Source organism: Candidatus Aalborgicola defluviihabitans, from assembly GCF_016705985.1.
Taxonomy (GTDB): domain Bacteria; phylum Pseudomonadota; class Gammaproteobacteria; order Burkholderiales; family Burkholderiaceae_C; genus Allorhodoferax; species Allorhodoferax defluviihabitans.
In genome coordinates, this window is record NZ_JADJKN010000023.1 from 319,113 (window position 1) to 336,171 (window position 17,059).

Sequence of the window (17,059 nt, forward strand, 5' to 3'; positions counted from 1 at the left end):
TAATTTAACGAAAGAAGGAAAGAGTCATGCAACTCAATCCAGCAGAAATTTCTGAACTGATCAAGAGCCGCATCGAAGGCTTGGCTGCGAGCAGCGATATCCGCAATCAGGGTACCGTGGTGTCCGTGTCTGACGGGATTTGCCGCATCCACGGCCTGTCCGATGTGATGCAGGGCGAAATGCTCGAATTCCCCGCTGGTAGCGATGGTTTGCCCACCTATGGTCTGGCCCTGAATCTGGAGCGTGACTCTGTCGGCTCCGTGATTCTGGGTGAATACGAGCACATCTCCGAAGGCGACACCGTCAAATGCACCGGTCGTATTCTGGAAGTGCCCGTTGGCCCCGAGCTGCTGGGCCGCGTGGTGAACGCTTTGGGTCAGCCGATTGACGGCAAGGGTCCTATCAATGCCAAGATGACCGACGTGATCGAAAAAGTCGCGCCTGGTGTGATCGCCCGTAAATCGGTGGACCAGCCCATGCAGACGGGTCTGAAATCCATCGACTCCATGGTGCCAATCGGTCGCGGTCAGCGCGAACTGATCATTGGTGACCGTCAGACCGGCAAAACTGCCGTGGCCATTGACGCGATCATCAACCAAAAGGGTCAGAACATGACCTGTATCTACGTAGCTATTGGTCAAAAAGCCTCGTCAATCAAGAACGTGGTGCGCTCCCTGGAGCAAGCCGGCGCCATGGAATACACCATTGTGGTGGCTGCGTCCGCTTCCGAATCGGCTGCCATGCAATATGTGTCAGCTTACTCCGGCTGCACCATGGGCGAATATTTCCGTGACCGCGGCCAGGACGCGCTGATTGTGTATGACGATCTGTCCAAGCAGGCCGTGGCCTACCGCCAGGTTTCGTTGTTGCTGCGCCGCCCACCAGGCCGTGAAGCGTACCCCGGCGACGTGTTCTATCTCCACAGCCGTCTGCTGGAGCGCGCCGCCCGCGTGAACGAAAAATACGTGGAAGATTTCACCAAGGGCGAAGTCAAGGGTAAAACCGGTTCTTTGACCGCACTTCCCATCATCGAAACCCAGGCGGGTGACGTGTCAGCTTTCGTGCCCACCAATGTGATTTCGATTACCGACGGCCAGATTTTCCTGGAAACCTCGCTGTTCAACGCCGGTGTGCGTCCCGCGATTAACGCCGGTATCTCGGTGTCGCGTGTGGGTTCTGCCGCGCAAACCAAGGTGGTCAAAGGTCAGTCGGGCGGTATCCGTAACGACTTGGCACAGTACCGTGAACTGGCAGCGTTTGCCCAGTTTGCCTCTGATCTGGACGAAGCCACCCGCAAGCAGCTCGACCGCGGTGCCCGCGTGACCGAACTGCTCAAGCAAAAGCAATACAGCCCCCTGTCCATCAGCCTGATGAGCGCGTCGCTGTTCGCCGTGAACAAGGGTTTCATGGACGATGTCGAAGTCAAGAATATTCTGGCCTTTGAACATGGTCTGCACGCTTACCTCAAGGACAAGCATGCGGCCCTGTTGGCCAAAATTGAGACTTCCAAGGCACTGGACAAGGAAGCGGAAGCTGAATTGTTGGCTGCTGTAGGTGCCTTCAAGAAGACGTTTGCTTGATTCGGAAACGTAAGTCTACTTAACGTTACGAAACCGACTAAGCAAAAGGGGCAACTATGGCATCAGGCAAGGAACTACGCACCAAGATCAAATCGGTGGAAAACACCAAGAAGATCACCAAGGCCATGGAAATGATTTCCGTGTCCAAGATGCGTAAGGCGCAGGAGCGCATGCGCGCTGCCCGTCCTTACAGCGAGAAGGTTCGCGCAATCGCCTCCAATCTGGGCAAAGCCAATCCCGAGTACGTTCACGCGTTCATGAAACCCAACGACGCCAAGTCGGTGGGTTTGATTGTGGTGTCGACCGACAAAGGTCTGTGCGGTGGTCTCAATACCAACCTGTTCCGGGCGGTGACGGTCAAACTGCGTGATGCGCAGTCTACCGGGCATACGCCTCTGACGGTGGCCATCGGCGGCAAGGGCCTGGGCTTCTTGGGTCGTATTGGCGCCAAGGTGGTGGCGCACGTGACGCACCTTGGCGACAAGCCCCATCTGGACAAGCTGATTGGGCCTGTCAAGGTGTTGCTGGATGCCTATGTCAAGGGCGAAGTCAGTGCGGTTTACCTCAGCTACAACAAGTTCGTCAGCACGATGAAACAGGAGCCCGTGGTCGAGCAGCTGCTACCACTTTCTGCGGAAAAGATGCAGGCAGAGACCAAGGCAAGTGGCGCGCAGCATGGCTGGGATTACATCTACGAACCCGATGCCCAGACGGTCATCGACGAGTTGTTGGTGCGTTATGCCGAGGCGATGGTGTTCCAGGCTGTGGCAGAGAACATGGCGTCCGAGCATGCGGCGCGTATGGTCGCGATGAAGGCTGCAACTGACAATGCAGGCAACGTGATTGCCGAGCTCAAGCTGGTCTACAACAAAACGCGGCAGGCGGCAATTACGAAAGAACTTTCGGAAATTGTGGCAGGCGCAGCAGCAGTGTGACCTAACGGTCACGTGCAGCGGTTTAACGAATTTATTTTTGGAGCAAACGTAATGGCTCAGGCAAATGTGAACGCAGGCGTTCAGGGAAAGATTGTTCAATGTATTGGTGCCGTGGTCGACGTGGAATTTCCACGCAACCAAATGCCCAAGATTTATGACGCACTGAAGATGGACGGCTCCGCGCTGACGCTGGAAGTCCAGCAGCAACTCGGCGACGGCATCGTGCGCACCATTGCGCTGGGTTCCTCCGACGGTTTGCGTCGCGGGATGATCGTGAAAAACACGGCTGAATCCATTATGGTTCCCGTGGGCAAGGCCACGCTGGGACGCATCATGGACGTGCTGGGTGCGCCTATTGACGAGCGCGGCCCGGTCAATGCCGAGTTGTCGATGTCGATTCACCGCAAGGCGCCTGTGTACGACGAACTGAGCCCCTCGCAAGAGCTGCTGGAAACCGGTATCAAGGTGATTGACCTGGTTTGCCCGTTCGCCAAGGGCGGCAAGGTCGGTCTGTTCGGCGGTGCCGGTGTGGGCAAGACCGTGAACATGATGGAACTGATCAACAACATCGCCAAGGCACACAGCGGCTTGTCCGTGTTTGCTGGTGTGGGTGAGCGTACCCGTGAAGGAAACGACTTCTACCACGAGATGGCTGACTCCGGCGTGGTGAACCTGGACAATCTCGAAGAGTCCAAAGTGGCCATGGTGTACGGTCAGATGAACGAGCCACCAGGCAACCGTTTGCGCGTGGCCCTGACCGGTCTGACTATTGCTGAGTCCTTCCGTGATGAAGGCAAGGATGTGCTGTTCTTCGTGGACAACATCTACCGTTACACATTGGCCGGTACCGAAGTGTCCGCGCTCTTGGGTCGTATGCCTTCCGCCGTGGGTTACCAGCCTACACTGGCCGAAGAAATGGGCCGCCTGCAAGAGCGTATTACCTCGACCAAAGTCGGTTCCATCACGTCCATCCAGGCCGTCTACGTGCCAGCCGATGACTTGACCGACCCAAGCCCTGCTACTACCTTCGCCCACCTGGACTCAACCGTGGTGCTGTCCCGTGACATCGCATCCCTCGGCATTTACCCCGCCGTGGACCCGCTGGACTCGACCAGCCGCCAGCTCGACCCGCTGGTCGTGGGTCAGGATCACTACGAAACCGCCCGCGCCGTGCAAGGCACGTTGCAGCGTTACCGCGAACTGCGCGACATCATTGCCATCATGGGCATGGACGACTTGGCCCCTGAAGACAAGTTGGCCGTGGCCCGTGCCCGCAAAATTCAGCGTTTCCTGTCACAGCCGTTCCACGTTGCTGAAGTGTTTACCGGTTCCCCCGGCAAATACGTCACCTTGGCTGAGACCATTCGCGGCTTCAAGATGATTGTGAACGGCGAGTGTGATCACCTGCCAGAGCAAGCGTTCTACATGGTTGGCACCATCGACGAAGCGTTCGAAAAAGCCAAAAAAATCTAATGACTTTGCGGGACCGATCTTTAGCTCTGTCCCCAACTGATTAGGGAAAAAATGAACACCATTCACGTTGATGTTGTCAGTGCAGAAGAATCCATCTTCTCGGGCGAGGCCAAATTTGTGGCCCTGCCCGGTGAGGCTGGTGAACTCGGCATTTACCCCCGCCACACACCTTTGATCACCCGTATCAAGGCCGGTTCGGTTCGCATCGAAAAGGCTGACGGCAGCGAAGAATTTGTCTTTGTTGCTGGCGGCATTCTGGAAGTGCAGCCAAACTGTGTCACCGTTCTGTCTGATACCGCTGTACGGGGCAAGGATCTGGACGATGAAAAAGCCAATGCAGCCAAGGCAGCGGCGGAACAGGCGCTCAAAAACGCGAAGAGCGAGATTGACCAGGCCAAGATTACGTCTGAGTTGTACATCATTGCGGCCGAAATTGCCGCGCTGCGCAAGTACCGCCAGAAGAGATAAGTCGATTTACACTGCGACTAAAGCCACCTTCGGGTGGTTTTGTTTTTTGCACTCTGGATACTTGCAGAACGCTCAGAGCAAAGTGGGCTGATCGGGCAATTCGTTGGGCCGAACTTGATCGGGGGCAAGCGGAAAGTGCGCCTCCAACACGGCAGAGACTTCATCAATTGCGGTTGCCAGGCCGTCTTCAAAGCGCCCCTCCCGAAGGGCTTCGCCAAGTCGTTCCACCATAACGTGCCAACCTTGTGGCGGCACAAAGGCATTCAGCCCACGATCGGCCACCAACTCGATACTGCGCTCGGCTAACAGCAGGTAAACCAAAACACCATTGTTGTGTTCGGTATCCCACACCCGCAATTTACCAAACTGGGACAGTGCGCGTTGGCGTGTAATGGCGCGCAAATTGCCGGGGCGCAGCAGGTAGCTATTGGGCAGTGCAGCCTCAATGCAGATACGGATTTCGCCGGTGTGCCAATTTTCACTGGCCGTCACGCGATCTTTGACACGTTGCAGTACCTCTGGCTTCACCAGGCGATGTGCGTCTTCCATCCAGCGGTAGCGCAACAGACGTTTAATTCGGTCCCACATTACCAGTCTCCCGAGGCCCCACCGCCCCCAAAATCACCACCACCGCCAGAACTGAAGCCGCCGCCATCACTGGATCCTGAGCCTGAGCTCCAGCCGCCACCCCCGCCAGAGCCTATGGACGAAAAGCCACCACCCCCGAACCGCCCGCTGCCACCAAGCCCCGTAATCAGGGTGAAGACCATGGCTACCAATGCCGCGATGACGCCAAACACGACACTGGCAGTGGCAAAGTTAACCAAGTAGCCCACCAAACCCCCGGTCAGCAGGGAGCCCAATTTGTTCCCCAGCAAAGCCCGCGCAATACGACCGCCCAGCATGACCCCAAAGAATACGAAAACAGCCACGTTTTGCCATTGAAAGTCACCGCCAAAAACACTGCTGGACTGCGCACGCGCGGTTGGCGGGGGCAATGCCTCGCCCTTGATTAGCGCCAGGATTTGGTCGATACCTGCGTCGATACCAGCGGCATAGTCACCTTGTTTAAAGCGCGGCGTCAGGGCCTCGTCAATGATCTGTTTGGCCGCCAGATCGGGTATTGCGCCCTCCAGTGACTTGGCAACTTCGATGCGTAATTTGCGGTCGTCCTTTGCAACGATTAGCAACACGCCGTCACCAATACCCCGCCGCCCGATCTTCCAGACGTTGCTGACACGATTGGCGTAGCTGGCAATGTCTTCGGGCTGTGTGGTGGGCACCACCAGCACGACCACCTGCGCACCGTTGGAGGCTTCAAATGCTGCGAGCTTGGTTTCCAGCGTTTGCTGTGCGCTTCCCAGCGTGGCGGTCTGGTCGATCACATGACCGCTGAGTGCGGGAACCGGCAGCACTCCCTGGGCGCCGGCGGCCCAGGCTGCGAGGCACAGCACCAACGCGGACAACCAGCGAATCAGCATCGCGCAGGTTCCGGCTTACTTCTTGGTGAAATCAACGACCGGGGGCGCGCTGATGGCTGCCTCGTTTTGCACGGCAAACGCAGGTTTGGGCTGGTAGCTGAAGACCATCGCGGTCAAGTTGCTGGGAAAACTGCGTGCCAGCACGTTGTACTCCTGAACCGATTGGATGTAGCGGTTGCGGGCCACCGTGATGCGGTTTTCGGTACCCTCCAGCTGGACCCGTAGGTCGCTAAAACCTTTGTTGGCTTTGAGGTCGGGGTAGCGCTCACTTACCACCATCAGGCGGCTGAGTGCACTACCCAGCTCACCTTGCGCCGCCTGGAATTTTTTGAAGGCCTCGGGGTTGTTCAGTGTCTCTGGCGTCACCTGTATCGATGTGGCTTTGGCACGCGCCTCCACCACCTTGGTCAGCGTTTCCTGCTCAAAATTGGCTTCACCCTTGACGGTGGCCACAATGTTGGGCACCAGGTCCGCTCGGCGTTGGTATTGGTTGAGCACTTCGCTCCAGGCCGACTTGGTCTGTTCGTCCAGTCGTTGAAAATCGTTGTACCCGCAGCCCGACAGCGCCAATGTCGCCAATAAAGCCATTACCCAAGCTCGCATAGTCATCTCCAAACAGTTGCAGGGGTACAGCATACAGTGCGAAGGGTTCCATGGGAAATCATCCTCACGGCATGCCGCCAAAAAACCCGGCAAAATGGCAGCTTCTCCCCAACCCAGCAGATCCATGCCCAAAGCCCGTGCGCACGCGGCCGCCTTCGGCGGTACACCCGATGAGGTGGAAGCCTCTTTCTACGAGGCGCTGCAATCGGCGGACATCGAAAAATTAATGTCCTGCTGGGCCGAGGACGATGACATCGTCTGCATCCATCCTGGTGGACCGCGGATCGTAGGCGCTGGCGCCATTCGTGCTGCCTTTGACGCCATCTTTGCCCACGAGGGATCCATCCATGTCCACCCCGAGGCCATACGCCGCGTCGACTCTTTGGCCAGCGCCGTGCACCATGTACTGGAACGGATCGAGGTTTTGACCAGTGAAGGTCCGGCAAAAGCCTATGTCCTGGCGACCAACGTTTATCACCACACGTCGCATGGTTGGCGCTTGGTGGCCCACCACGCCAGCCCCGGCACCCAAGACGAGATTCAGGAAGTCAACCAGACTCCCCAGGTGCTGCATTGAACAAAATCGCATGCTAGCCCTCGTGAATATTACGTAAGTAGCTATGAAATATGTAGCACCACGCTGGCTGCCGGGGGGCAATCTGCAAACTATCTGGAGCGCGTTGTACGCCCGCAAGGTAAAGGGCGCGCTCCCGCGCTACCGGCGTGAGCGCTGGACCACACCCGACTCGGACTTTATCGACGTCGACTATTTGGGCGATGCTGGCCCCAATGGGGGCCCCCTGTTGGTCTTGTTCCACGGCCTGGAAGGCTCTTCAGCCAGCCACTATGCCCTGGCCTTTGCCGACTTTGCCCGAGAACACGGATTGGCCTACGCAGTACCGCACTTTCGCGGCTGCAGCGGTGAACTTAACTTGGCGCCACGGGCCTACCACTCGGGCGACCACGCAGAAATCGGTTGGGTGCTGCAGCGGTTTCGCCAAAGCCACGCAGGCCCCATCGTGGCGGTGGGTGTCTCACTGGGCGGTAACGCTTTGTTGCGTTGGGCGCAGGAGCTGGGCACAGCCGCCGCACAGGTGGTATCCGCCGTGGCTGCGGTCAGTGCGCCGATTGACCTGGCGGCCGGTGGCCATGCCATTGGCGCGGGATTCAATCGGCTGGTTTACACCCGCATGTTCCTCAACACCATGAAACCCAAGGCCCTGCGCAAGCTGGACCAGCATCCGGGGTTATTTGACCGGGACGCACTGCTGCGGGCCCGCAACTTGTATGAGTTTGACAACGTGTTCACCGCTCCCCTGCATGGGTTTCGCAATACTGACGACTACTGGCAACGGGCCTCAGCCAAACCGCATTTGCGCCAGATTCGTGTTCCGGCGCTGGTGGTGAATGCCCGAAACGACCCGTTTGTGCCGGCTGCCTGCCTGCCAACCCAAAGTGATGTCGGCAGTCATGTCACACTGTGGCAACCCGCCCACGGAGGGCATATCGGCTTTGCGCAGGGCCGCATGCCTGGTCACTTGCGCACCGTGCCCGACGCAGTGGGTGGGTGGCTGTTGCAACACACTCACCCTTCACGGGAGCATTGCTATGGATGACATCGTCAAGCAGGCCATGGCCAAGTGGCCCAACGTGCCGGATTGTTATGGCTGGCTGGGCCTCGACGCACGGGGCGATTGGTACATGCGGGACGACCGCGTGCAGGCGTTGGGCGCATTTGCCAGCGGGGTAACGGGTGCCAAGGGTTCACGTTTGGTGCACGACAAGCTGATCGCCTTCATTCAGCGCAACTACCAGGCCGACGCACAGGGGCGCTGGTTCTTCCAGAACGGGCCGCAACGGGTTTATGTGGAGTTGGAGGTCGCACCCTGGATCTGGCGAGTTCAGGAAGATCTGTCGGTGCAGTCCCATACCGGTTTGGACACACCTTGCACTCAGGCTTTGGTGGACGAGCGGGGCTGGTTGTTTCTGGAAACGCACTTGGGCTTAGGGCTGGTTCACACCCAGGACATGGGGCTGGCGGCCAAGGCGCTGGAGTTGGGCGTGTGGGCTCAGTCGGATGTGCTTCGGGCCGAACTGCCCACGCGTTACGGCTACATCGTCAGCCCGGCGCAAAGCAGTCAACCACTACACAAATCATAGCTACTCAGACTTATTCCACGAGGGCTAGAACCCAATTCCATACAAAGCGCTAGACAAAAAAAGCCGGCTGTGAAACCGGCTTTGGGGTTCTGCTGGAAACCAGTCTACTTGGCAGGTGCGGCCTTTACCGGTTCTGGGAACTTGGCACCACCTTTGTTTGCCATATAGACCACGGCACGGGCAATTTCAAAGTCGTCGTATTCGCCGCCGCCCTGGGGGGCCATGGCGTTTTTGCCCTTGAGAGCAGAGTTCAACAAAGAATCAAAACCGGTCTTGATGCGGGGTGCCCAAGCGGCGGTATCACCAAACTTGGGTGCACCCGCCACGCCGGTCGTGTGGCAAGCGGTGCAGACGGCACCAAACACTTGCTCGCCCGTACGCATTTCCCGGTTGGCATTGCGAATTTCCACGGTGCCCACCTTTTGGATGCGGGCGGTCACAGCCTGCTCCAGGTTGACGGCGCCAGCCTCGGGCTTGTTGCCCGAAGTGACAAAGTACACCAAACCGATGATCAAAAAAATGGGAATCACAAAGGAAAGCCCCACAGCCTGCAGCAATTGCTTGGGATTTTTAATAGGGCCGGTGTGTGCCTCTTCGTGGCTGGAGGTGTTGATGTCGCTCATGGTTTCCTCAAATAGTCGGGTGCGGGCGCGAAAGGTGCGGCGATTATAGCGACCCGCCTTGTTGAAACGGGCCGTAGACCCCCCTGGCGGGTGGGCTTCGCGCACGCCCACATGATTACAATCAAGGTACTTGCCTCCTATAGAAGGGCGCATCGGCTCAGGCCGAAGCGGCTTTGTCCCAATTGACCTTCCTTTTCGTTTCATGCTGAGTGCACATGGTCTAACCTGCGTGCGCGGTGATCGGCGCTTGTTTGCCCAACTGGATCTGTCGGTGGATGCGGGCGAGTGGTTGCATGTGCGCGGCGAAAACGGTGCCGGCAAGACCAGCTTGCTGCGGCTGTTGGCGGGGCTGTCCCAGCCGGCCGAAGGCGAGATTCGCTGGTGCGGGCAATCCATCCGGGATTCAGACTCTCCGTATCGTCAAAACCTGCTGTACTTCGGCCACCACGGCGCGCTCAAGGAAGACCTCACCGCCATGGAAAATCTGGGTTTTTCCGCCGCCATGGACGGCATTGCCTACCGGGATGGTGAGGCGCTGGCAGCCCTGTACAAATTTGGGCTCAAGGGCCGGGAAGAGCTGCCCGTGCGGGTGCTTTCCGCCGGTCAAAAACGGCGCGTCATGCTGGCGCGCTTGGCCATACGCAAAGCCAAGCTGTGGGTGCTGGACGAACCCTTTACTGCGTTGGACGTGAAGGCTGTGGACCTGCTGGCCAACCTGATCTCCGACCACGTGGCCGGCGGCGGTATGGCCGTGCTGACCAGCCACCAGACCATGCCCATCCCGGGCGGACGGGTGATTCAGCTATGAGCGCCGTGTCGGGCCGCCCCGAGCCAGCTCGCACCACAGTGCGAAGCGCGGAGGTTTCCCAATGAACGCATTGCTTGCCATCATGCAACGTGACCTGTTGATGGTCATGCGCCGCAAGAGCGAGGTGCTCACGGCACTCTTCTTCTTTGTCATTGTCAGCAGCCTGTTTCCGCTGGGTATCGGGCCGGAGCCCGCCTTGCTGCGCAAGATTGCGCCCGGCGTTCTGTGGGTGGGTGCATTGCTGGCCACGATGTTGGGTCTGCAGCGTATGTTTGCAGCGGACTACGCGGACGGAACACTGGAGCAGATGGCTATTTCACCCACGCCGCTGGTGGTGCTGGTGCTTGGCAAGGTGGCAGCGCACTGGCTGGTCAGTGGGCTACCACTGGTGCTGATTGCGCCGGTTCTGGGCATCCAGTTTGACCTGGACGCCAGTGCATTGGGCGTGCTGGTGTTGGCCTTGCTGCTGGGCACGCCCCTGTTGTCGCTGATTGGCGCCATTGGCGCGGCGCTGACGCTGGGCGTACGCGGTGGTGGTGTATTACTAAGCCTGCTGGTACTGCCTTTGTATGTGCCAGCGCTGATTTTTGGCGCCGGTGCGGTAGAGTCACATGTTTCTGGCTTGGGCGCCGGCGGGCACCTGTCCCTGCTGGCGGCCTTACTGACGCTGGCCCTGTTTTTTGCGCCGTGGGCCGCCACGGCCGCCTTGAGGATTGCATTGGAATGAGCAACCGACTGATGAACTGGTTCAAATTTGCCAGCCCGGCGACCTTTTACCCGCTGGCGGGCAAGTTGATCCCCTTGTTTTGGGTACTAACGGTTCTGTTTGGCGCGGCGGGTCTGTGGCTGAGCTTTTTTGTGGCTCCCACCGACGCCACGCAGGGCGAAGGCTACCGCATCATCTTCATCCACGTGCCCACGTCGTGGATGTCCATGTTTATCTATCTCATCATGGCGGGTTGGGCGGCGATGGGGTTGTCACTCAATGCCCGCCTTTCGAGCATGATGGCCCAAGCGCTGGCACCCACTGGTGCGCTGATGGCGTTTTTGTCGCTGTGGACCGGGGCCTTTTGGGGCAAACCTATGTGGGGTACCTGGTGGGTGTGGGATGCACGTTTGACCTCCGAGTTGATCCTGTTCTTCCTGTACCTGGGTTTTATGTCGCTACAGGCGTCGATTGATGACCCCCGCCGCGCCGACAAGGCCGGTGCCATCGTGGCCTTGGTGGGTGTCGTGAATGTGCCTATCATTTATTTTTCGGTCAAATGGTGGAACACCCTGCACCAAGGGGCGTCTGTATCCATCAACAAGTCCCCCTCCATGGCCATGACCATGCTCTGGGGCATGTTGCTGATGGCGCTGTGCCTGTGGATGTATTCCATCGTCATGGCCTTGACCCGTGTGCGGGCCATCATCCTGGAGCGCGAATCTCACACCGAATGGGTCAAGCAATTGAGCGAGGTGAAGCCATGAACTGGAATTCCGCCAGCGAATTTTTTGCCATGGGTGGTTATGCACTTTACGTATGGGGCAGCTTTGGCGTGTGCGCATTGGCCTTTGTCGCGGAACCTTTCCTGATTGGCAGGCGTCATAAGGACATTGTCCGAACTTTGCGCCGCCAGGTGCTGGCTGAAAAATTGGAATTGGAAAACAAGTGAAACGCTGGAAAAAACGCGCGGCCATTATTGGCGGCGGATTGGCGGCGCTGGGGATTGCCGCAGCACTGGTCCTGAATGCACTCAACAGCAATATCGCCCTGTATGTCACACCCAGCGATGTGTTTGCCGGTAAGGCCCCCAAGTTGCAAGCGTTTCGCATCGGCGGACTGGTCAAAGAAGGTTCTTTGCGCCGTGACAACCTCACCGTGCACTTTGTCATGACCGACATGGTGAAGGACATTCCAGTAGCCTACACTGGCATCCTGCCTGACCTGTTCAAGGAAGGCAAGGGCGCTGTGGTTCAGGTCAAGCAGGTGACAGAGGGCGAGTACGTGGCCACTGAAGTACTTGCCAAGCACGACGAAAATTACATGCCACCCGAGGCAAAGGATGCTTTGGACAAGGCCCAAAAATCCCAAGAGGCAAATAAACCATGATTCCCGAACTCGGACATCTCGCCCTCATCCTGGCGCTGTGCGTTTCCCTGGTTCAGGGCACGTTGCCGCTGTTTGGCGCCCAGTATGCACGGCGTGAATGGATCGTACTGTCACGCCCCGCCGCGCAAGCGTCCTTCTTGCTGTTGGCGGCATCTTTTGCTGCCCTGGCCTGGAGCTTTTATGTCAACGACTTCTCGGTGCTGTACGTAGCCGAGCATTCCAACTCGCAATTGCCTACGGTCTACCGCTTTGGTGCAGTGTGGGGTGGCCATGAAGGCTCGCTGTTGCTGTGGGTTTTCATGCTTTCCGCCTGGGCTGTTGCGGTAGCCTTCTTTTCCCGTACCTTGGACGAGACCATGGTTGCGCGGGTTCTGGGTGTTTTGGGGCTCGTCATGTCGGGTCTGTTGCTCTTCATTCTGTTTACCTCCAACCCCTTCAACCGTTTGTTGCCGGCTGCGGAAAATGGGCGTGACCTGAACCCACTATTGCAGGACCCAGGTCTGGTGTTTCATCCGCCCATGCTGTACATGGGCTATGTGGGCTTCGCCGTGGCCTTCGCCTTTGCCATTGCAGCGCTGTTGTCGGGTCGCCTGGATGCCGCTTGGGCGCGTTGGTCGCGGCCCTGGACCACGGCAGCCTGGGTTTTCCTCACACTGGGAATTGCCTTGGGCTCGTGGTGGGCCTATTACGAACTGGGCTGGGGCGGCTGGTGGTTCTGGGACCCGGTGGAGAACGCCTCGTTCATGCCATGGCTGCTGGGTACGGCCTTGTTGCATTCCCTGGCGGTGACCGAGAAGCGCGGCAGCTTCAAGAGCTGGACCGTGTTGCTGGCAATTGGGGCGTTCTCGCTCTCGCTGTTGGGCACCTTCCTGGTTCGCTCGGGGGTGTTGACCTCGGTGCATGCTTTTGCCACTGACCCACGGCGCGGCATCTTTATCCTGATTCTGTTGGTGCTGGTGGTGGGCTCATCGCTTTTGCTGTTTGCCTGGCGTGCGCCCAAAGTCGCACTGGGTGGTTCGTTTGCGTTGATCTCCCGCGAATCCCTGTTTCTAACGGGCAATGTGCTGCTGGTGGTGGCCTGTGCCTCGGTGCTGCTGGGTACTTTGTACCCGCTGCTCATTGACGCCTTGAAGCTGGGCAAAATCTCCGTCGGCCCACCGTATTTCAACGCAGTGTTCGTTCCCGTCATGACGCCGGTGTTGTTCCTGATGGCGGCGGTGCCGCTTGCGCGCTGGAAAAACACCGACATCAAGGAAATTGCACTGCGCATGTGGATTCCCGCTGCATTGGCGGTGATTGCGGGTGCGTTGGTGCCGGTTGTGATGGGTGGCTGGACGGTGCTGACGGGCCTGGGTGTATTCCTGTCGGTGTGGATTGCATCGTCAGGGGTGATTCAGATCGCACGGCGTCTCAAAAGCAGCCTTCCGCCAGCGTCTTTCTGGGGCATGCACCTGGGGCACTTTGGTATAGCGGTGTTTGTGTTTGGCGTGACGATGGTCGGCGGCTACCAGCAAGAACAGGACGTGCGTATGGAGCCGGGCGACACGGTCACGGTGGGTGGCTACCAATTCAAGATGCTGGGTGTCACGGATGTGGCGGGGCCCAACTACACCGCCGCACGCGGTGAGTTTGAAGTGCAATCGGCCAAGGGTGGCGCGGTCCAGACCCTTCTGCCCGAGAAACGCAATTACGCCTCGTCCACCATGCCCATGACCGAAGCAGCCATTGATGCTGGGTTCACGCGGGATGTGTACGTTTCCCTGGGTGAGCCGCTGGAGGGCAAGGCCTGGGCGGTGCGGGTGTATTTCAAACCGTTTGTGGATTGGATTTGGGGCGGCTGCTTGTTGATGGCCTTGGGCGGTGTCTTTGCAGTTGCCGATAAGCGTTACCGTCTGCGCGTCAAAGCCACGGTGGCAAATGCTACAGACATGGCGGGCGGGCTGAAGGGCGCCACACCATGAAAGCCAAGTTCCTGGTCCCTTTGGGCCTGTTTGTGGTTCTGGTTATGTTCCTGGCCGTAGGGCTGGGGTTGGACCCGCGTGACGTGCCATCTCCGCTGGTCAACAAGCCGGCACCCGCGTTCAAGATTAGCCAATTGGAGCAACCCGAATTGCAGTTTTCACCCGAAGACCTCAAAGGCAAGGTCTGGTTGTTTAACGTATGGGCGTCGTGGTGTGTGGCTTGCCGCGAGGAGCACCCAGTGCTGATGGAGTTTTCCCGTTCACGGATGATTCCCATCGTGGGGTTGGATTACCGGGATCAGCGTAAAGATGCCATGAATGTTATTCGGCGCAGTGGCAACCCCTACGACCTGATCGCGTTTGATGGCGATGGCCGCGTGGGCATCGACTATGGCGTCTATGGCGTGCCTGAGAGTTACCTGATCGACAAGGCCGGCATGATTCGGTACAAGCACACCGGTCCCATCACGGATGAGGCCTTGCAGAAGACGATCATCCCCCTTATCAAAGAGCTGAACAAATCGTGAAATACCTGTACGCATTGGTACTGGTCCTGCTGTCCAGCGGTGGGGCGTGGGCCAAGCAAGCTACCTTGTTGGCCGACGACCCTGTGGTTGAACAACGTCTCATCGCAATTTCTGAAGAGATGCGATGCCTGGTGTGCCAGAACGAATCGCTGGCTGGCTCCCGTGCCGACTTGGCCATGGATTTGCGGCGCGAACTGCGGGAGCTAATCAAGCAGGGCAAGACGGATGACCAGATCAAGGAATTCATGGTCAGCCGCTACGGAGACTTCGTTCTCTACCGGCCGCCGGTCAAACCCACGACGTGGCTGCTTTGGGCGGGCCCGTTTGGTCTGATGGTTATTGGCGTATTTGCACTTTTCAGGTACTTGCGCCGGCGCAGCGCGGCCATGGCACCCGAAGTATTGACCGATGAAGAGCGCCAGCGCGTGGCCGCGCTGCTCCAGGAAGGCGAAAAATGATGGGATTTTGGGTTGCCGGTGCACTGGCGGTAGTGCTGGTACTGGCATTGTTGTTCAGGCCATTCCTGTTGAAAACATCAAGTGCCGGCGTATCACGCCGCCAGTTGAATACGGCCATTTACCGTGACCAGTTGGCACGGCTGGAGCGCGATCGCGCCGAGAACATGCTGGCCGAGGCGGACTATACGCAAGCGCGCGACGAGCTTCAGCGTAGCGTGATCGAGGATACGCGTGAAGGCGATGCCACCTTGGTCAACCGCACACCCCGCAAAACCATTGTGGCGCTCGGGTTGCTTTTGCCAGTGGCCGCGATTGGTCTGTACGTGATGTTGGGCAGCCCTGCGGCGATGCAGGCCCCCAGTGGCCCGCAGCACAAAGTATCGGCCCAGGATATGGAGCGCCTGGTGGAGGGGTTGGCCGCCAAGCTGGAGCAGGATCCCGGTAATTTGCAAGGATGGTCCATGCTGGCGCGCTCCTACAAAATGTTGGGGCGCAACAAAGAGGCCGAGCAGGCTTTCGATCGCGCTGGTGCCTTTTTGGACAACGACGCTCAACTGCTGGCCGTCTATGCCGATTTGGCAGCCACCAACGCCAATGGCAACTTTGCCGGCAAGCCCTCCCAGTTGATCCAAAAGGCCCTGAAGGCTGACCCGGACAATGGCATGGCCTTGTGGTTGGATGGGACGGCTGCGTTCCGGGGTCAGCAGTATGAGGCGGCTATCCGGAGTTGGGAGCGATTGACGAAACAATTGGAACCCGACTCGGAAGACTCCAACATGCTGCAGGAGTCGATTAATGCAGCCTATACGGCACTGGGCAAAACGGCACCCAAGGGTAGTCCGACAAGTAAGGCCCCAGTGACTGCTGCGACCGGTGCCAGTGTCAGTGGCAAGGTGGATCTGGATCCTGCACTCAAGGACAAGGCCGCCCCCGGCGACACCGTGATGGTCATCGCGCGGGCGCCTGGCAGCCGCATGCCAGTTGCGGTTGTGCGCGCACGCGTTTCCGACCTGCCGCTGACATTCACGCTGGATGATTCGCTGTCCATGAGTCCGCAGGCCAAAATCTCTTTGGCAAGCCAGGTGGATGTGGAAGCGCGCATCTCCAAATCTGGCATGGCCCAGCCCGAACCGGGAGATTTAATGTCGGCGGTCCAGACCGTCAAGGTGGGGGCCAGTGGGATCGCCCTGCAAGTCAACGCTGTTAGGCAGTAAATCGAATGCCAGGGCCGACCTTTTGCGAATTGTTTTAGATGGTTGGCTGGCACACATTGCTTTTCAGACGATAGAGCAACCTTGCTCAAGCGTTCTTCTGGCTCCAAAACGATACAGATGTTCGGCGTGGATATGCAGACCGGTCCCTAGTCCAGGCTGCATTGCAGATTACAATGACCACCTCTGCGACCGTGGTGAAACGGATATCATTAAGGCCTCCGAAGCCTTCGTTTCAGGTTCGATTCCTGACGGTCGCACCAGTCGGACCCAAACGGTGGTCCACAGGACCTTTGCATTCATAACTTTCCGTACTTACTCGCCCTGCTGGCAGCGCTGCGTTGCCACAAGAAGCACAAGTGTGTTCCGATCGCCTGTCCATCCTCTTCAAGAAGCTTCGGGTTGGGCGTATGGTTGACGCCAAGCGCAATGCGTTGATCTACCAGACCTACTCCGACAGGCTTATTGAAGGACCACCACAAAACAGTGGGACAGCAGTTCCCATCAGCCGCGATCAGAAGATTCCGTTGAAGTAGCTCAGCCGGAATTCAAATTCTTTTGGTACCGTGCAATGATCCGTTTGATCACCTTCAGCGGCAAGTTCCGTATTCCTTCAGGCAGCCATCCTGCTGTCGATATTGAAAACGATGCTGCGGCCCGCGTGTACGGCCGAAGC

General features: G+C 58.3%; 20 protein-coding genes, 1 tRNA gene and 1 pseudogene. 18 read left to right on the forward strand and 4 right to left on the reverse strand.

Annotation, left to right across the window (positions count from 1 at the left end; translation table 11 throughout):
- The first annotated feature begins 26 nt into the window (after nt 1-26).
- Genes atpA through IPI80_RS17460 form a run of 4 tightly spaced genes read left to right on the forward strand, consistent with a single transcriptional unit; the run spans nt 27 to nt 4,456 of the window.
- Nucleotides 27-1,580, forward strand: coding sequence for a F0F1 ATP synthase subunit alpha (gene atpA / locus IPI80_RS17445; protein WP_413862372.1), 1,554 nt, complete (start codon nt 27-29; stop codon nt 1,578-1,580).
- A 56-nt stretch (nt 1,581-1,636) separates the two neighbouring features.
- A complete protein-coding gene (gene atpG, locus IPI80_RS17450; protein WP_413862374.1) occupies nt 1,637-2,515 on the forward strand; it encodes a F0F1 ATP synthase subunit gamma in 879 nt (292 codons plus the stop codon).
- Between the two features lie 51 nt (nt 2,516-2,566).
- Nucleotides 2,567-3,988 (forward strand): F0F1 ATP synthase subunit beta, encoded by a 1,422-nt coding sequence (gene atpD / locus IPI80_RS17455; RefSeq protein WP_413862376.1) that lies wholly within the window; start codon nt 2,567-2,569, stop codon nt 3,986-3,988.
- Nucleotides 3,989-4,039: 51 nt separating this feature from the next.
- The gene (locus tag IPI80_RS17460; RefSeq protein ID WP_413862378.1) at nt 4,040-4,456 is read left to right on the forward strand and encodes a F0F1 ATP synthase subunit epsilon; all 417 of its coding nucleotides are present in this window, start codon (nt 4,040-4,042) and stop codon (nt 4,454-4,456) included.
- Nucleotides 4,457-4,528: 72 nt separating this feature from the next.
- Here IPI80_RS17460 and IPI80_RS17465 read toward each other — a convergent pair whose 3' ends face one another.
- Genes IPI80_RS17465 through IPI80_RS17475 form a run of 3 tightly spaced genes read right to left on the reverse strand, consistent with a single transcriptional unit; the run spans nt 4,529 to nt 6,546 of the window.
- Nucleotides 4,529-5,044, reverse strand: a complete 516-nt coding sequence (locus IPI80_RS17465) for a TPM domain-containing protein (protein WP_413862380.1) — start codon at nt 5,042-5,044, stop codon at nt 4,529-4,531.
- Complete coding sequence (locus IPI80_RS17470; protein WP_413862382.1) at nt 5,044-5,937, reverse strand: TPM domain-containing protein; 894 nt, start codon at nt 5,935-5,937, stop codon at nt 5,044-5,046. The genes IPI80_RS17465 and IPI80_RS17470 overlap by 1 nt, the downstream gene beginning before the upstream one ends.
- A 15-nt stretch (nt 5,938-5,952) precedes the next feature.
- Nucleotides 5,953-6,546, reverse strand: coding sequence for a LemA family protein (locus IPI80_RS17475; protein WP_413862384.1), 594 nt, complete (start codon nt 6,544-6,546; stop codon nt 5,953-5,955).
- 118 nt (nt 6,547-6,664) lie between these two features.
- Between IPI80_RS17475 and IPI80_RS17480 the strand changes: the two genes are divergently transcribed.
- From IPI80_RS17480 to IPI80_RS17490, 3 genes are read left to right on the forward strand one after another with little or no spacing between them, the layout of a single operon-like run.
- The gene (locus tag IPI80_RS17480; protein WP_413862386.1) at nt 6,665-7,117 is read left to right on the forward strand and encodes a YybH family protein; all 453 of its coding nucleotides are present in this window, start codon (nt 6,665-6,667) and stop codon (nt 7,115-7,117) included.
- 43 nt (nt 7,118-7,160) lie between these two features.
- The gene (locus IPI80_RS17485; protein WP_413862388.1) at nt 7,161-8,156 is read left to right on the forward strand and encodes a YheT family hydrolase; all 996 of its coding nucleotides are present in this window, start codon (nt 7,161-7,163) and stop codon (nt 8,154-8,156) included.
- On the forward strand, nt 8,149-8,700 hold the full coding sequence (locus IPI80_RS17490; protein ID WP_413862390.1) for a DUF2946 family protein: 552 nt from the start codon (nt 8,149-8,151) through the stop codon (nt 8,698-8,700). Before IPI80_RS17485 ends, IPI80_RS17490 begins: the two co-directional genes overlap by 8 nt.
- Before the next feature lie 104 nt (nt 8,701-8,804).
- Here the strand turns inward: IPI80_RS17490 and IPI80_RS17495 are convergent, their stop codons facing one another.
- The gene (locus tag IPI80_RS17495; RefSeq protein ID WP_413862392.1) at nt 8,805-9,323 is read right to left on the reverse strand and encodes a c-type cytochrome; all 519 of its coding nucleotides are present in this window, start codon (nt 9,321-9,323) and stop codon (nt 8,805-8,807) included.
- Between the two features lie 202 nt (nt 9,324-9,525).
- On the opposite strand from IPI80_RS17495, the gene ccmA reads away from it, so the two are divergent.
- The 11 genes and pseudogenes from ccmA to IPI80_RS17550 form a co-directional block, all read left to right on the forward strand.
- Nucleotides 9,526-10,131, forward strand: coding sequence for a cytochrome c biogenesis heme-transporting ATPase CcmA (ccmA, locus tag IPI80_RS17500; RefSeq protein ID WP_413862393.1), 606 nt, complete (start codon nt 9,526-9,528; stop codon nt 10,129-10,131).
- A gap of 61 nt (nt 10,132-10,192) precedes the next feature.
- Nucleotides 10,193-10,858, forward strand: coding sequence for a heme exporter protein CcmB (gene ccmB / locus IPI80_RS17505; protein WP_413862395.1), 666 nt, complete (start codon nt 10,193-10,195; stop codon nt 10,856-10,858).
- Nucleotides 10,859-10,869: 11 nt separating this feature from the next.
- Nucleotides 10,870-11,604, forward strand: coding sequence for a heme ABC transporter permease CcmC (ccmC, locus tag IPI80_RS17510; RefSeq protein WP_413862397.1), 735 nt, complete (start codon nt 10,870-10,872; stop codon nt 11,602-11,604).
- Nucleotides 11,601-11,789, forward strand: a complete 189-nt coding sequence (gene ccmD, locus IPI80_RS17515; RefSeq protein ID WP_413862399.1) for a heme exporter protein CcmD — start codon at nt 11,601-11,603, stop codon at nt 11,787-11,789. Before ccmC ends, ccmD begins: the two co-directional genes overlap by 4 nt.
- A complete protein-coding gene (gene ccmE / locus IPI80_RS17520) occupies nt 11,786-12,226 on the forward strand; it encodes a cytochrome c maturation protein CcmE (RefSeq protein WP_413862401.1) in 441 nt (146 codons plus the stop codon). Before ccmD ends, ccmE begins: the two co-directional genes overlap by 4 nt.
- Complete coding sequence (locus IPI80_RS17525; RefSeq protein WP_413862403.1) at nt 12,223-14,187, forward strand: heme lyase CcmF/NrfE family subunit; 1,965 nt, start codon at nt 12,223-12,225, stop codon at nt 14,185-14,187. Before ccmE ends, IPI80_RS17525 begins: the two co-directional genes overlap by 4 nt.
- On the forward strand, nt 14,184-14,714 hold the full coding sequence (locus tag IPI80_RS17530; protein ID WP_413862405.1) for a DsbE family thiol:disulfide interchange protein: 531 nt from the start codon (nt 14,184-14,186) through the stop codon (nt 14,712-14,714). Before IPI80_RS17525 ends, IPI80_RS17530 begins: the two co-directional genes overlap by 4 nt.
- Nucleotides 14,711-15,172, forward strand: coding sequence for a cytochrome c-type biogenesis protein (locus tag IPI80_RS17535; protein WP_413862407.1), 462 nt, complete (start codon nt 14,711-14,713; stop codon nt 15,170-15,172). Before IPI80_RS17530 ends, IPI80_RS17535 begins: the two co-directional genes overlap by 4 nt.
- Nucleotides 15,169-16,386 carry a c-type cytochrome biogenesis protein CcmI gene (gene ccmI, locus IPI80_RS17540; protein ID WP_413862409.1) on the forward strand — a complete coding sequence of 406 codons (1,218 nt, stop codon included), beginning with the start codon at nt 15,169-15,171 and terminating at the stop codon, nt 16,384-16,386. The genes IPI80_RS17535 and ccmI overlap by 4 nt, the downstream gene beginning before the upstream one ends.
- Nucleotides 16,387-16,571: 185 nt before the next feature.
- Nucleotides 16,572-16,646, forward strand: a tRNA-Arg gene (locus IPI80_RS17545).
- Nucleotides 16,647-16,742: 96 nt separating this feature from the next.
- Nucleotides 16,743-16,919: pseudogene (locus IPI80_RS17550) on the forward strand (CreA family protein); the annotation flags it as partial.
- Nucleotides 16,920-17,059 lie beyond the last annotated feature (140 nt).